A 14,763-nucleotide genomic window follows, 5' to 3' on the forward strand; every position below is an offset into this window, starting at 1 on the left:
GCGTAACGGGTCGCGCGCTCAGGGGAGACGGGACACGTCATCCCGCCAGGTCATGAACGCCGCCCGGAGCACGTCGTCCGGAACCCGCGTCAGGTACGGGTGCGCCAGTTCGCGGAGCAGCACGAAGCGCACGCCGTCCGAATCGGCCTTCTTGTCGCGGGCCATGTACGGGGCCACGTCGTCATAGTCCAGGTTCGGCAGGGCCGAGGGCCGCTGCCAGCGCAGGAAGGCCAGGGTGTCCGGTGTCAGGTCGGCGCCACCCTGGGCGCGGCTCAGCAGGGCGGCGTAGTGCATGCCGTACGCCACTGCCTCACCGTGCGGGATGCCCTGGTGGGTCACGCCTTCCAGCGCATGGGCCAGCGTGTGGCCGAAGTTCAGGAAGGCCCGTTCGCCTCGCTCGGTCAGGTCACGCGTGACCACGCCGGCCTTCACGGCAATCGCGTCGGCTACGGTGTCCTCCAGCAGCGCCCCGCCGGGTCTGAATGCCGGGGCCAGCACGCGCGGCAGCAGGCTGGGATCCTGAATCAGGCCGTGTTTGAAGGCCTCGGCTGCGCCCTCGCGGAACACGCTCTCCGGCAGTGTGGAGAGCGTATTGGTATCGCACCACACCGCGCTCGGCGGCCAGAACGCGCCCACCAGATTCTTGCCTTCGGGCAGGTTCACGCCCGTCTTGCCGCCCACGGCCGCGTCCACCATTCCCAGCAGCGTGGTCGGCAGCGTGTAGAACGCCACGCCCCGCAGGTAGCTGGCGGCCACGAAGCCCGCAAGATCCGTGGCCGCGCCGCCACCCAGGCCCACGACCGCGCCGTCGCGGGGCAGGTTCGCCTGTGCCAGCCGCGACAGCACATCCGCGTACACCTTCAGGGTCTTGCAGGCATCGCGCGCGGGCACGCTGACGGTGACGACCGGCGACAGCCGGGCCTGCACCTGCCGCACGAATTGTGGCGGCAGATCCTCGGGGTGGATCAGCGCCACCTGTCTTTCGTCCAGACTGAGGCCACCAAGGAGCCCCGCGCCGATCTCGACCGTGTAGGGCTGCGCCCCGCCGACGTCAATCCGTCGCACGGTCGACGGCCATGGGCAGCTCGGGTTCCGCCCAGGCGTGCTGTGCGTCCGCCCAGTTCCACAGGCGGTCGATGACTTCCTCCACGATCTCCTCGCTGGGCCGTCCGTCGCTGTGCACGTGGATGGTGCCCTGGCGGTACACCGGCTCACGTTCGTTCATCAGGTGCCGGATGCGGCCCATGGGATCCTCGGCCCGGAGCAGGGGGCGGTCGCTGTGCTTCGTGCGGGCGTACACGGTTTCCGGCGTGGCCCACAGCACGACCACCGGCCCCCGCTCCAGCAGCACCCGGCGGTTCTCCTCGTGCACGAAGGTGCCGCCGCCCAGGCTGATCACGGCGTGATCCAGGCGGCTCACGCGGCCCACCACTTCCTGCTCGCACGCGCGGAAGTAGCCCTCGCCCTCCTGCGCGAACACCTCGGGAATGCTCTTGCCGACCACGCGCGTGATCAGCTTGTCCGTATCGACGAAATGCAGCGCCAGGGCGCGCGACAGTTCCCACCCGATCCGGCTTTTCCCGGTGCCCATGAAGCCCGCCAGCGCCACCCAGCTCACGGGACGATCAATCAGGCCGGAGGCCACCATAGGCGACAGTCTAAGGGAATCCTGCGCGGGGAGCGTGATCGCGGTTCCTGAAGTCTCCTGCAGGTGGGCGCACAGGCCCGCTTCCATCCGCTCGGGCGGCACATGCAGGGCCGTCACGTTCAGTAGGTCTGCGCGTAGGCGCGCGCGGTGGTCACCCGTTCCTGCAATTCAGGCAGGGTGTCGCCGCCGAACTTCTCCACCATCGCCTCGGCCAGCACCCAGCCGATGGCACATTGCAGAACCACACCCGCTGCCGGCACCGCCGTCGTGTCGCTGCGCTCGCGGGCCGCGTCAGACGCCTCGTGCGTAACCACGTTCACGGTCGGCAGTGGAGTCATCAACGTGGCGATCGGCTTCATGGCAACCCGGACGATGAGTTCCTCGCCGTTCGTCATGCCCGCTTCCAGGCCGCCCGCCCCGTTCGTGTCGCGGGCGTACGTGCCTTCCCGGTAGTACACGGCGTCATGGACGCCGCTGCCGGGCTTCAGGGCATTGTCGAAAGCCCGGCCGATCTCCACGCCCTTCATGGCCTGCACGCTCAGGCAGGCCTGCGCGATCCGGCCGTCAAGCTTGCGGTCGTAATGCACGAACGACCCCAGGCCCACCGGCAGCCCCCGGAACCGGATTTCCAGAATGCCGCCCAGCGTGTCGCCCTCCTTCTTCGCGCGGTCGATCCGCTCGCGCATCTGCGCCGCCGCATCGGCATCGGGCGTCCGCAGGTCGCTGTCCTCGATGGCCTCCAGCGCGTCCCACGAGAAGGCCTGGTTCGTCTCGATGCCCGCCAGACTCGATACGAAATTCGCACCCTGCACGCCCAGTTCCGCCAGCAGCTTCAGGGCGATGCTGCCCACCGCCACGCGCGCCGCCGTCTCCCGCGCGCTGGCCCGTTCCAGCACGTCCCGCAGATCCTTGTGCCGGTACTTGATGCCGCCCGTGAGATCCGCGTGACCGGGCCGGGCGTCCGTCAGGGCCTTCTTGCGCGGCTCGCCACCCGCCTCGGGCGACATGATCTCCACCCAGTTCCGGTGATCCTTGTTCTGGACCGCGAGTGTGACTGGGGCGCCTGTCGTCCGCCCGGCCCGCACGCCGCTCAGGATCTCGGCCTCGTCCGTCTCGATCACCATGCGCCGTCCACGCCCATACCCGCCCTGCCGCTTCCTCAGCCAGGGGTCGATGTCGCCCTTGCCCAGCGGCAGTTGCGACGGCAACCCCTCGATGATGGCCGTCAACTGCGGCCCGTGCGACTCCCCGGCGGTCAGATACCTCATGTGACCGGACTCTAGCGCCCGCCAGGGGCCGCGCCGGTCGGCCTGACCAAACAGCCACCTCCGTCACGCACCAATAAAGCGCCCCCCGGGGAAGGGGACGCCGTGGGCAGAGAACGCTTACTGAACGACGGTTCCGGTGATGACCACCAGCAACTGCGTCTGGGTGTGGTTCGTGCTCTGCTTGCCGAAGGCCGCGCCGATCAGCGGAATGCTGCTCAGAATCGGCACGCCCACCGTGCTGTTCACGTCGTTGGTGCTCATCAGGCCGCTCATCAACACCGTCTGGCCGCTCTTGAAGGTGATGGTGCTCTGCGCCTCGCTGTTCGTGAACGACAGGATATTCGGCACGCCCGTGGTGGGCAGCGGGGACGCCGGCTGGTTGATCTGGCCACGCACCCGCAGCGTGATCGTGCCGTCCGGCGCGACCTGCGGGCTGAAGAAGTCCAGATTCACGCCGTAATCGATCTGCCGGATGATGTTTCCGCTGGTCGAAGGGATGTTCAGTTCCACCCGGCCGCCGCTCTTGATGGTAGCCGCCGCGTTGCTCGATGCGTTCTCCGCGCCGCTGGTCGAGGTCAGCGAGCGCTGGCCGCTCTGCATGGTCACCGAACCGTCGTACACCCGCTTGGTCATGCCCTGGTTTTCCAGTGCGGTCAGGGTCGGACCCAGGTTGAAGCCCACCAGGCTGCGGGTCGGGTCGAAGGAGGCCGACAGGCCGTTCTGGCCCAGGCCGATGTTGAAGCCGCCGAAGCCCAGCTTCCAGTCCACGCCCAGCGAGCGCAGGGCCGTGTCCGTGATCTCCTGGATGCGCACCTGCACGTTGATCTGTGGCACGACCTTGTCCAGGTTCGGGATGAGTTCCGCGATCTGCGCGACCTGCTCGGTCGTGCCTCGCACGATCAGCGTATTCGTCCGCACGTCCGCGATAATCGTCGCGCCCGTCGCGGGCTGGGCCGTGGCGCTGGCGGCCTGCTGGGCCTGAGCCGCTGCCGTGGCTGCCGCCGCACCAGCCGCCGTCTGTGACGCCGGAACAGTCACGGTGATCGGAGTGCCGCTGGCATCCGTGCCGGTCACGGGAACGTTGGGAATGGCCGTGGAGGACGTGTCGGTCAGGGCGCGGGCCAGGGTACCTTCCAGCGTGGCCTTGACCTCCTCGGCGCTGGCATTCACCAGCCCGAACACGCGCTGCACGGTGCCCGGCGCGGCATTCGCCGGCTTGTCCACCTGTCCGAGCAGCGCCAAAGCGGCCGTCAGCTGATCCTGCGGCCCGTTGATGACGAGTTGACCGGTCTTCCCGACCGGCGTGACCTTCAGCGCGGGGAACTGTGCGCCGAGGAGGGCCACGGCGTCGTCCTGCTGGCCCTTGACGGCGTACACCTGCTGCGCAGTGTTCGGCGCGGCCGTGGGAGCGGGTGGGGCCTTATCCACCTGCCCAAGGAGCGTCAGGGCCGAGTCCACCGTATCCTGAGGCCCGGTGATGACCAGCTGTCCGCTCGCGCCGACCGGCGTGACTTTCAGGGTGGGGAACTGCGACGTGAGCAGCGCCGTGATCTCGGCCGACGTGGAATTCACGGTGTAGATGCGCTGCACGGTGGGCACCGGAGCGGCGACCTGCGTGCCCTCCGGCTGCGAGGCGATGATCTGGGACAGCAGGGCCTGCACCTGCGCGACTTCCTGGTTCGTCCCCCGGATGATGATGGAGTTCGAGGTGGGCTCCGCCACGATACGCAGGGTCTTGGAGTCGAGGACGATATCGCTGTCGTTCGTCGCGGCGGGAGAGGTCGTGGCCGGGGTGGTGGCGGTGCCCGCCGTCTGGGTGGCGGGGGCCTGCACGGCCTGGGGCGTGCCGAAGGACAGTTTCAGCTGCCGCTCGACCGCGCTGGCCTGAAGGCCGCCGGGCAGTCTCACGATCTTCTGAATGGGCTTGATGCCCACGCGCAGCACGGTCTTGCCGCCCACCGGAAGGGACTCGTAGCTCAGGCCGTAGATATCCAGCACCAGCGGCCAGACCTGATTGAACGGCTTGTTGCTGAACGCATACGACACCATGCTCACGGACGCTGCGCCAGACGGGGCCGTCGCGCCCGCGGCCGCCGGAGCGCTGCTTGCCGTCGTGCTCGCAGACCGCAGTACGTCGTCGGCCGTGGGTTCGATGATGATGTCGTACCCAGCACTCTTGGCCAGCGCCACGAGCAGCGAGGTCAGGTCGCTGCCGGCGCGGCGGATCTCGAAGGTCACGGCGGCGCTCGACAGGGCCGGATCCGCGACGCTGGCGGCCGCAGGGGTGGCCGGCGTGGTGGAGGTCTGCGCGGCGGCCATGCCGAGCGCGGCGGTCAGCAGGAGGGATGCGTAGCGTCTAGTCATGGCTCACCTTTTGTCCAGTTCAAGAGTTTTGGAGTCGGTACCGAGATTCAGGGTGGCGCTGGTGGCCGTGATGTCGCCCACGACGACCTTCGAGTCCGGCAGGGGCTGGCCACTGGCGACGACCACATACCCCGCGTTGCTGCGGAAGATCGCGGTGTTGATGGGGCCGAGCACCACGGCGTTGAACACGAGGTTCTGATCCTGCACGTACTGTTCCAGGGTGCTCACCGTGGGGGTGACCGCGCCGCTGGCCGTGCTCACCGCGCTCGTCTGAAGGTCGCGGATGAGCTGGGGCGTGCCCGGCATGGGCAGGGACGTGGAGGCCGGTGCCGTGGCGGTGGCCGCTGCTCCCGTCGTTCCGGTCGTGGTGCCCTGGGTGGGAGCGGCCGCGACGACGTTCGGCAGGCGGGTCACCCCGCTGGGCACGTTCACGCCCACGACCGGTGCCTTGACCGGAACGGGAGGAGCCAGGACGACGGTGCCGGTAGGGGTGGTGGCTGTTCCCGGCGTGCCGCTGGGAAGGCTGCCCGTGCTGGGCACCGTTCCGGCGGGTGTGACCGGCACGATGACCGGCGTGGCGGCAACTCCGGTGCTGCCGTCTCCACCAGGGATGACCGGCACGGGGAGGGCGCCACCGCTGACCGTGCCGGATGACACGCCGACGGTACCGTCTGCTCCGGGGATCGGGCTCAGGCCCAGCGCGCCACCGGTATTGCCCAGCGAATCCACGGCGGGCGTGACCGGCTGCGCGGGAATGGTCGCCGTGACCTGGCCACTGGCCGCGGGCCGGGTGGCGGGCGCCGTGACGGCGGGGCTGGTGCTGGCGGGCGTGTTGCCGGTGCCGTTTCCGGCGGCGGTGGCGTCCAGGCTGAGCGGCTTGAAGGGATTGCTGCCGGGCGTGGCCGCGATGACGCCGTCTGGATTGATGCCGGTGGGCGTGGTTGGTGTGGGCGCGGTGGGGGTGGCCGTCGTGGGGCCGTCGGTGGGGAAGGGCGGAATGGTCTCCACCTGCACCTGACTGTCGGGCTGAACCGTCAGCGACGTACCGGTGCTCCCCGAACCACTTCCGGAGGTGGGCGGCGTGACCGGCACGGTGTCCGGGTTGCCGCTGCCCGTGCCGGGCGTGGTCGCCGTCCCCGTGGCCGGGGTGGTCGTGGTGCCGCTGCCCGTGCCCGAACCGGTGGTCACTGGGGGCGTCGGCTGCTGGGCGAGGTCACCGGTGGAGGGCTTGTTGGTCAGCACGTACCACAGGCCGATCAGACCGACCATCAGCAGCAGCAGCAGCAGCAGCTTCATCTCGCGGGAGAGTTTCACGGGCGCGCGCGTCACTGGGTGCCTCCTGGTGCGGCGGGCGGAGCGCTGGGCGCGGCGGGCGCGTTCGGCGTGGCCCCGGCCTGCGCCGCCGCCTGCGTCGGATCGAAGGTATAGACGGTCATGCCCAGCGACCCTTCCAGGTTCGGATCGAAGGACGTCGCGGTCGGAAGCTGCAACGAGACGTTGCTGATGGTGGTGAAGCGGCTCATGGTTTCAATCGAGCGCAGCGTCTGGAAGACCTGTGAGAACTTCCCGGTGATGCCGACCGTGAGGTTCAGCGGGCGCACGCCGCCAGGCAGGTTCGCAACGTTGCCCGTCTGGACGGAGAAGTTGTTCATGGTCGCGCCGGTAGCGGCGGTCGTCAGGCGCAGTTCGTCGAGAACCGGCCCGAAGTTTGCCGCGCTGGGCAGGGCTGCCAGGAAGGTCTGGCGATCCGCCCGCATGGTCTCGACTTCCGTCCGCAGGGCCGGGAGACGCGCGGCGGACGTCCGGAGCGTGGCGACCTGGGTATTGAGGGTGTCGAGCTGCCCGCCGAGTTCCGTGATCTGGGCCTGACGCGGCTGGAAGCGCAACAGGTACCACAGCCCGATCAGCAGCACGCACGCGGCGAGCGCTACCAGGAACAGGTTGCGGGGCGAGAGTTTAGTTAACATTCTGCCCCCCCTGGGCACCCGGCACCCGGCCTGTCGGCCCGGTGGACGTCGGTGCGCTGCCCGAGGGCGCGGCGGCCGGTGCCTGCGGAGCCTGACCGGGCGCCGTCGGCGCGGCGGCGGGCGTGGCGCTCGCTGCCGCGCCGACCACGCCGACGGTGGCCGTGAAGTTGTACTGCCCGGACGTCTGGTCGCTCTGCATGGTCTTGAAGTTCACGCCGAAGTTCGGGTTCGTCTCGAAGGTCTTCAGGAAGTTCACCACGGCCTGCTGGCTGCTGGCCACGCCCGTCACGTCGATCTCGCGCACCACGTTCTTGCCCAGGTAGATCCCGCTCTGCTGCAGGGTGCTCAGGGCTGCGGCCTCCATGGGGCGCATGGTCATGCTCTTCACGGCCACGCCGGGCGCGCTGGGCAGCTGGGAGCTGAAGGCTGCGAGGTCGTTGATCCAGTAGCTCTTGGTCGCCTTGAGCTGCGTGGCGATGGCCGTGACCTGATCGAGGTCGCGTTTCTCGGCACTGAGCCGGTCATATTCCGCTTTGGCCGGTGTCAGGGCGGTGATCTCGCCGTTCAGCGCGTCGATCTGCCGGTTCAGTTCCGACACCCGCGTCGCCGTGACGACCTCGGGAATCAGGATGGCCGCCACGGTCAGGGGGGCCAGGGCGTACATGGCGAAGCGCCACGCGCTCGGTTCGGACTGGGTGCGGTATTGCTGTGGCAGGAGGTTGATCTCAACCACGGCCGGTCACCCCCCGCAGGGCCAGTCCCAGCGGCACCGTAAATTCCGGCGCGTTCGTCTGGAGGTACCCGGTATCCACGTTCGCCTGATCGGTCTGAACGGTCAGCCAGGGGCTGGCGACCTCCACGCGGAAGCCCAGCGCGTCACTGATCGCCGCGGCCAGCCCGCGCAGTTTCGCGCCGCCGCCCGCCAGGAAGGTCCGGTCGATGACCACGTCGCCGCTCTGCACGCGGTAGAACTCCAGGCTGCGGCGGATTTCGGTGATCAGGTCGCCCAGCACCGGCCGCACCACCTCGAACACGCGCGCCGGCGAGTACTGCTCGCGCGCCAGGTCGAAGTTCAGCAGGTCTTCCTCATCCTCGGTGGGCGTGGTCGCGGTGGCGTACCCGAGCTTCACGTCCTCGGCGGCGCTGAAGTCCAGGTCGAAGGACTTCTGGAGGGCCGTGGTGAAATCGTCGGCCGCCACATTGATGTTGCGGGTGAGGAGTACACGGTCGCCCCGAACCAGATTGATCACGCTGCTGCTCGCGCCAATCTCCATGACCAGCGCGACCTCGCCCGCCTCTGTGTAGTTGCTGCCGGTCAGGGTGCTCTTGGTGAGATGCTCGCCCAGCAAATTCCCACGCAGGGCGCGTAGCGCCGCGAAGGACTTGAGATCCACGATGGTCGGCTCCAGGCCCGCAAGACGCAGCACCTCGACCTGACGCGCGATGGCCTCGGTGGGGGCGGCGGCGATCACCACCTCCATCTGCGCGTCGTCGGGAATCGTGGCCGGGTCGTCCAGCAGGTCGAAGTCCAGGCTGACGTCGTCGATGGGATAGGGAATGTACCGCTCGGCCTCCCACTTGATGGCGTCCTGGAGTTCCTTACGATCCATCTTGGGCACCATGATGTTGCGCGTGACCGCCGACTGGTTGGGCACGGCGGTCACGGCGTACTTGGTGGTGATGCGGTGCTCGGCCAGGAGGTTTTTGAGCTCCGTCGCGACTGCCTGGGGCTCGACCACCAGTCCATCCCGCATGCTGCCGATCGGGGTGGGCACCATGACGGCATGCAGCAGGGACGGGGGGGAGCCTGGCCGCAGGGCCACCACCTTGATGGCGCTCGTGCCGATTTCGACACCAAGCGCCGGGGGCCGCGGATTAAGTAGTCGGTTCAGGAAACTTGACATTCTCCCTCCAGAGTTGGGCGGATTTTAACATTCACTCATCTGGCGGGTCACGTCCCAGAGGGGGAATGGCAGCATATCGGCAAGGGAAGGATGACAGGGGTCATGACGCGTTCATCCAATCATTCCGGTGCTTACCGAACTCTGACACGTTGGCGACGCCGTTTCCATCACATCTCCAGTCCGTCCATGGGCCCTGGAAACCGGAACCCCCGCCGCTGGATGAAGACGATGAACCGCAGTGGTGAAGCCTTCGATGAAGTCCGGCATGCCCATCCTTACACAACGCTTCATCTGGAGCACGTGAAGGAACAGGCATCGCTGGTCGGCCTCCCACCTTGAACCGCGTCCATTTCGGAAGCGTCCGTGACCACGGGTCGACCTCACTCTGCCTGCCCGGAGGTTCGACACCGGCCAGCTCAAATCGGCCCGCCAAGATACTGCCAGACTCCACACGGGTGCCCTCCGGTACGGATCAGAAGAGAGTCAAAGGCCGGAACGGGTCAATGAAGGCGGTCTGCCAGGGTCTCGGAATAGACGCGCACCATGCCGTCGGCGGTCACAGTCACGACCTCCGTGCCGACCACCCCGATCCGCCCCTCCGGATGGGGCACCGACGCCACCACGTGACCGGTGAGATCCAGCCGTTCCAACCGGCCCCCGGACAACTGGTACGTTCCGCCAACCGACTCGGTGGCCGGTACCATGGACGCCCGCGCTCCAGTGAGGGTGGACACCAGGAACGTTCCGCTGGCCCCCTCCAGCTTCGCGCCGCCCGGAACGGTCACCAGCGACCCGGCCAGCAGCACGTAGTCCGCTCCGTTCCCTCCCGTCAGGGCCAGCGTAGGCGCGCCAGTCACGCCACCCACGGGCGTACCCCCATAACTCACGGCGCTGCCATCCTCGCGGTACGCCCGGGTGGCGCTCAGGGCCACCACGCGGCCTACATTCACGCTTCGGGCGGCGCGATCCAGCGTGACCACCACCCCCAGCGAGGGCACGGCCGCCCAGGCGTCCCCGCCGTTCCACGCGACGTCCACAGCTGCAGGCAGGCGCGGACACACGGTCTGGTACGACGGGGCCCGCGCCACGCATGCCCGGCCCGCCGTCACGAACGCCACGCCCTGATCGCTGAACGCCGCCCGGAACGTGCTGCCCGCGGAGGCCGTCGGCCCCATCGTGGGCGCGCAGGCCACCAGCACTCCAGCACCCAGGGCCACCAGCAGGAGGAAACGCATACCGCCCAGTCTGGCTGGCCCGCCCCTGAGGGGCATGAGCGTCTATCCGACGTCATAGCCCCGGATCTCGGCCCTGCCCTTCACTTTTAAGAACTCCACTACATGCACGAAGCTAAGGAGGTACTACGGCCACACGGTCGTGACCCCGCCCTCAGCCGGCGGCTTTGCCTGGCACGCCGTCGCGCTGCTGCAGGAGCGCCGCGACGACCACGTCCAGTCCCACGCCTTCCTGCGCGCGTTTCTCGGGCGTCCACGAGATGCCACGGCTGGCCTTGACCAGAACGACGTCGCCATCGCGCACCTCGGGGAGCAGGTCGGCCAGAAGTTCAGGCACGGTCGCGTGGGCCCGGTCGCCCAGTTCGGCCGCAAAGCCGCCCACGCCGAAGGTCAGGTCGGCACGCTCCCGCGCTTCCCGGCCCACCTGCGCGTGCAATTCGCGTTCCGTGTCGCCCAGTTCCAGCATGCGGCCCAGCACGCTGATCCGCCGTCCGTTGAACCCCTGCAGGGCTTCGAGCGCCGCGCTGACGGCGACCGGCGAGGCGTTGTAGGCATCGTCGATGACCGTGAACCGGCCCGGATGCACCCGGTAGCGCCCGCCGGGCACGCGCACTGTCGTCAGGCGCACGGCGGCATCGACCAGCGCCAGTCCGTGCTCCTGCGCGAGCCGCATGCCCAGCACGGCGGCCTCGGCCTGCACGCGGGAGGCGAGCGGCAATAGCACTTGAATGCCCCGGAACGAGAAGCGGGCCGCATGGGGCGTCACGGTCAGGTGCTCGCCCTGGAACGTGAGGCCCTCGCCGAACCCGTAGGTGTCCACGCCCGGATAGAACGGCGATGCCTGCGCGCCCACCAGTGCCCGCCGCCCCTGCAGGATCACGCCCTTTTCGCGCGCGATGGCCTCCACGCTGCCCAGTTGTTCCAGATGCGCGGGGGCCACGGTCGTCACGACCCCCACATCGGGCCGGACGAGATCCACCAGCTCGGCCATCTCGCCCAGACGGTCGATGCCCATCTCGACCACCAGGGGCTGCTGGCTGCGCCCGTACTGCACCAGGAAGCACGCGATGGCGGGCATGGTGTTGAACACCGGCATGGAGTACGCGTCCAGGGCCGCCGAGACGTACGCCTTGGCGGTCGTCTTGCCCGCGCTGCCCGTGATGCCCACGACCAGCGGACTGTGCGCCCGCTCGGAGCGGGCCCAGGCGAAGAGCGCGGCCTGCGCGTCCGGCACCCGTACGGCCCGCGGCACGTCCAGATCGGTGAGCACGAAGGGTGCCCCCGCCTCCAGCGCCTGCGGCACGAACCCGTTGCCGTGCATGCGCTCTCCGGGCAGGGCCACGAAGGCGGTGTCGGCATTCACCTCCCGTGAATCCCACGTCAGCCGCTTGGCTGGCCGGGCCTGTGGATGAACGGTGGCAGCGAACGGAACGGCGCGGGGATCCAGCATCCGGCAAGGCTAGCAGAGCGGGGCTGGCGGAATACTTTCAGCGCCACAGATCCGGCGGTGCGGCGCGTGGCGCCGGTTAACGGAAACATGAAACCATGACGAATCTCGCGGTACGATGCTCGTGCCATGAAAAGAAACGCGCCTCTGCTGCTCCTGACGGCCGCCCTGGGTCTGAACGCCTGCTCCACCACGCCCACCACCGTGACGCCGAAACCGGTGAGCGTGACTGTACTCGGCCTGAACGACTTCCACGGCAACCTGGCGCCGACCTCGTTCACGAAGGCGGGCGAGACGACCGCCATCAAGGCCGGCGGCATCGAGGCCATCGCCGCCGAGCTGAACGACGCGCGCAAGAAAAACCCGAACACCATCTTCGTGGGCGGCGGCGACCTGATCGGCGCGTCGCCCATCAACTCCGGCCTGCTGCGCGACGAACCGGCCGTGTACGCCATGAACCAGATGGGCATGAAGGTCAGCGCGCTGGGCAACCACGAATTCGACCAGGGCCTGGACGAACTGTTCCGCATGCAGAACGGCGGCTGTGCCAGCAACGACACCACCAAGGCCTGCAAGTTCGACCCGAACTACAGCGGCGCAACCTTCAAGTGGATCGGCGCGAACGTCAAGTACAACGCCGCGTCCGGCAAGACCGGCACACCCTTCGCCCCGTACCTCATCCAGGAAATCGGCGGCGCGAGGATCGCCTTCGTGGGCGCCGTGACCAAGACCACGCCCGGCATCGTCTCGCCCGAGGGCGTGGCCATGCTGGACTTCACCGATGAAGCCGAGGCCGTGAACGCCGTGATCCCCGAGATCCAGGCCAAGAAAGTGGACGCGATCATCATGCTGATCCACGAGGGCGGCGAGCTGAACAGCACCACCACCGCCAACTACAGCACCGTCGGCTGCACCACGAGCGACCTTGACGCCACCCAGAGCCCCATCATCGACATCGCCAAGCGCGTCAGCCCGGCCGTCAGCGCCATCATCAGCGGCCACACCCACAAGGGTTACAACTGCCTGCTGCCCGATCCCAACGGCAAGAACCGCATTGTGATCGAGGGCGATTTCTACGGCCACCTGCTCCAGCACCTGGAATTGAAGGTGGATGTCGCCAACCACGCCGTCATGAGCGTCTCGGCCGCGAACCTGGTCGTGGACTACACCGCCCGTCAGGCCGCCGGAACCCTGGACTTCAACATGACCCAGCTCCTGACGACCGCGAATTCCAAGACAGACGCCATCTCGAACGTCACGATCGCCAACCTCGGGGCTCCGCAGATCCAGCGCGGCATCAGCAACGCGCGCAACACCGAGAGCGCCCTGGGCGACGTGGACGCAGACGCGCTGCTCTTCGGCACCCAGGCCCAGGGCGCCCAGATCGGCCTGATGAACCCCGGCGGCATCCGCGCCGACCTGCCCGACACCACCCGCATCAAGCCGGGCAACGCCGTGAACTTCGGCGACGTGTTCGCCGTCCATCCCTTCGGTAACACCACCACGGTGCTCAGCCTGACCGGGCAGCAGCTCAAGGATCTGCTCGAACAGCAGTGGAGCGGCCCGAACGCCACCGCCATCAAACTGCTGCAGGTGTCCGAGGGCTTCACGTACTCGTACACCCTGGCCAACCCGGACGGCCAGCGCATCAACATCGCGGACATCAAGCTGAACAACGCGCCGATCAGTGCAACCGCCACCTACCGCATTGCCACGAACAACTTCCTGGCGTCCGGCGGCGACAACTTCACCATCTTCAAGCAGGCCACGAACGTCGTACAGCTCGCCAATCTGGCCGATACGGACATCCTGTCGAATTACCTGAAGGCCAAGGGCAGCACCCTGACCAACACCGTCAAGGGCCGCATCACCGCGAAGTAAACCCGGCCCACAGTACGCCCCGGACGACTGGTGTCCGGGGCGTTTCCCGTACCCTGAGCGGCATGACCGACCACCACCTGGGCACCGATCACATCCACACCGTCTGGGACAACGCCCTGCCTCCAGCGCTGACGATCGAACCGGGCGACACGGTCACGCTCGACACGTTGGACGCCTCGGACGGCGGCGTGGCCCGGCGCGTGGCGACCGGCGACCTGACTCCGCCTGCTGGGCTGGTCGACGTGATCTCCCGCGACCTGCGTCCGCTACGGAACGGCCCGCGCGGCCATCCCCTGACTGGGCCGATCTCGGTCGAGGGCGCGCAGCCAGGCGACGCCCTGCGCATCGAGATCCTGGACGTGCGGGCAGCCGACTGGGGCTGGACCGGCTGCCGCCCCGATGGGATCGGCCTGCTCGACGCCGTGCTGGGCGCGGAGGGCCTCCAGCCGTACACGCACTTCTGGGATCTGCGTGCCCGGACGCACACGGAGTTTCTGCCCGGCATTCGCCTGCCCCTCGCGCCGTTTCCTGGCGTGATCGGCGTGGCCCCCGGCGCGACCGGCCCGCACCCCACGTCCCCGCCCAGGCAGGTCGGTGGGAACATGGATATCCGGCAACTCGTGGCGGGCTCGGTGCTGTGGCTGCCGGTGGAGGTGCCGGGCGCGCTGCTGTCGGCGGGGGACCTGCACGCAGCCCAGGGAGACGGCGAACTGTCGGGCACCGGCATCGAGATGGACGGGCACCTCACCCTGCGCGTTCATGTCGAGAAGCGCGCCGGCATCACCACGCCCGAATTCACCACCCCAACCCACGGCGGCAGCAGCCGGCAATGGCACGTCACCACTGGCCACGACCCGGAGCTGATGACCGCCGCCCGGATCGCCCTGCGTGCCCTGCTTCGCCGGCTGGAACCGCGCGGCCTCACGCTGGAGCAGGCCTACGTCCTGGCGAGCGCCTGCGTGGATCTGAAGATCAGCCAGATCGTGGACGCCCCCAACTACACCGTCAGCGCGTTCCTGCCGCTGGACATCTTCACAGGGCATTGAACGCCG

The 14,763-nt window shown here is 68.4% G+C and carries 12 protein-coding genes; 2 read left to right on the plus strand and 10 right to left on the minus strand.

Going from position 1 to position 14,763, the window contains the following annotated elements:
- Positions 1-18: 18 nt before the first annotated feature.
- From aroB to murF, 10 genes are all read right to left on the minus strand, one after another.
- Positions 19-1,065: a 3-dehydroquinate synthase gene (gene aroB, locus E7T09_RS14725; protein ID WP_136389962.1), complete on the minus strand. Its 1,047-nt coding sequence runs from the start codon at positions 1,063-1,065 to the stop codon at positions 19-21.
- Positions 1,052-1,648, minus strand: a complete 597-nt coding sequence (locus tag E7T09_RS14730; protein ID WP_168734874.1) for a shikimate kinase — start codon at positions 1,646-1,648, stop codon at positions 1,052-1,054. The genes aroB and E7T09_RS14730 overlap by 14 nt, the downstream gene beginning before the upstream one ends.
- 119 nt (positions 1,649-1,767) lie before the next feature.
- Positions 1,768-2,916, minus strand: coding sequence for a chorismate synthase (gene aroC, locus E7T09_RS14735; RefSeq protein ID WP_136389963.1), 1,149 nt, complete (start codon positions 2,914-2,916; stop codon positions 1,768-1,770).
- A 117-nt stretch (positions 2,917-3,033) separates the two neighbouring features.
- Entirely contained in the window at positions 3,034-5,280 is a 2,247-nt protein-coding gene (locus E7T09_RS14740) for a type II secretion system protein GspD (protein WP_136389964.1), read from the minus strand.
- Positions 5,281-5,283: 3 nt separating this feature from the next.
- Positions 5,284-6,609 (minus strand): hypothetical protein, encoded by a 1,326-nt coding sequence (locus tag E7T09_RS14745; protein WP_136389965.1) that lies wholly within the window; start codon positions 6,607-6,609, stop codon positions 5,284-5,286.
- Positions 6,606-7,247, minus strand: coding sequence for a type 4a pilus biogenesis protein PilO (locus E7T09_RS14750; protein ID WP_136389966.1), 642 nt, complete (start codon positions 7,245-7,247; stop codon positions 6,606-6,608). The genes E7T09_RS14745 and E7T09_RS14750 overlap by 4 nt, the downstream gene beginning before the upstream one ends.
- Positions 7,237-7,980, minus strand: coding sequence for a fimbrial assembly protein (locus tag E7T09_RS14755; protein WP_136389967.1), 744 nt, complete (start codon positions 7,978-7,980; stop codon positions 7,237-7,239). The genes E7T09_RS14750 and E7T09_RS14755 overlap by 11 nt, the downstream gene beginning before the upstream one ends.
- Complete coding sequence (gene pilM / locus E7T09_RS14760; protein WP_136389968.1) at positions 7,973-9,151, minus strand: type IV pilus assembly protein PilM; 1,179 nt, start codon at positions 9,149-9,151, stop codon at positions 7,973-7,975. The genes E7T09_RS14755 and pilM overlap by 8 nt, the downstream gene beginning before the upstream one ends.
- A gap of 500 nt (positions 9,152-9,651) precedes the next feature.
- Positions 9,652-10,386: a hypothetical protein gene (locus tag E7T09_RS14765; protein ID WP_136389969.1), complete on the minus strand. Its 735-nt coding sequence runs from the start codon at positions 10,384-10,386 to the stop codon at positions 9,652-9,654.
- Between the two features lie 151 nt (positions 10,387-10,537).
- A complete protein-coding gene (murF, locus tag E7T09_RS14770; RefSeq protein ID WP_136389970.1) occupies positions 10,538-11,833 on the minus strand; it encodes a UDP-N-acetylmuramoyl-tripeptide--D-alanyl-D-alanine ligase in 1,296 nt (431 codons plus the stop codon).
- Positions 11,834-11,959: 126 nt separating this feature from the next.
- Between murF and E7T09_RS14775 the strand changes: the two genes are divergently transcribed.
- Both E7T09_RS14775 and E7T09_RS14780 read left to right on the plus strand, forming a co-directional pair.
- Entirely contained in the window at positions 11,960-13,711 is a 1,752-nt protein-coding gene (locus tag E7T09_RS14775) for a bifunctional UDP-sugar hydrolase/5'-nucleotidase (protein ID WP_136389971.1), read from the plus strand.
- Between the two features lie 62 nt (positions 13,712-13,773).
- Positions 13,774-14,757 (plus strand): acetamidase/formamidase family protein, encoded by a 984-nt coding sequence (locus E7T09_RS14780; RefSeq protein ID WP_136389972.1) that lies wholly within the window; start codon positions 13,774-13,776, stop codon positions 14,755-14,757.
- Positions 14,758-14,763: the final 6 nt, after the last annotated feature.

Source organism: Deinococcus sp. KSM4-11, assembly GCF_004801415.1.
In the GTDB taxonomy this organism is placed as follows: domain Bacteria; phylum Deinococcota; class Deinococci; order Deinococcales; family Deinococcaceae; genus Deinococcus.

What these genes read in the sequence shown, in the direction of transcription:
- E7T09_RS14730 (WP_168734874.1), bottom strand. Translation starts at nt 1,648, where the DNA reads ATGGTGGCCTCCGGCCTGATTGATCGTCCCGTGAGCTGGGTGGCGCTG.
- aroC (WP_136389963.1), bottom strand. Translation starts at nt 2,916, where the DNA reads ATGAGGTATCTGACCGCCGGGGAGTCGCACGGGCCGCAGTTGACGGCC.
- E7T09_RS14740 (WP_136389964.1), bottom strand. Translation starts at nt 5,280, where the DNA reads ATGACTAGACGCTACGCATCCCTCCTGCTGACCGCCGCGCTCGGCATG.
- E7T09_RS14750 (WP_136389966.1), bottom strand. Translation starts at nt 7,247, where the DNA reads ATGTTAACTAAACTCTCGCCCCGCAACCTGTTCCTGGTAGCGCTCGCC.
- pilM (WP_136389968.1), bottom strand. Translation starts at nt 9,151, where the DNA reads ATGTCAAGTTTCCTGAACCGACTACTTAATCCGCGGCCCCCGGCGCTT.
- E7T09_RS14765 (WP_136389969.1), bottom strand. Translation starts at nt 10,386, where the DNA reads ATGCGTTTCCTCCTGCTGGTGGCCCTGGGTGCTGGAGTGCTGGTGGCC.
- murF (WP_136389970.1), bottom strand. Translation starts at nt 11,833, where the DNA reads ATGCTGGATCCCCGCGCCGTTCCGTTCGCTGCCACCGTTCATCCACAG.
- E7T09_RS14775 (WP_136389971.1), top strand. Translation starts at nt 11,960, where the DNA reads ATGAAAAGAAACGCGCCTCTGCTGCTCCTGACGGCCGCCCTGGGTCTG.
- E7T09_RS14780 (WP_136389972.1), top strand. Translation starts at nt 13,774, where the DNA reads ATGACCGACCACCACCTGGGCACCGATCACATCCACACCGTCTGGGAC.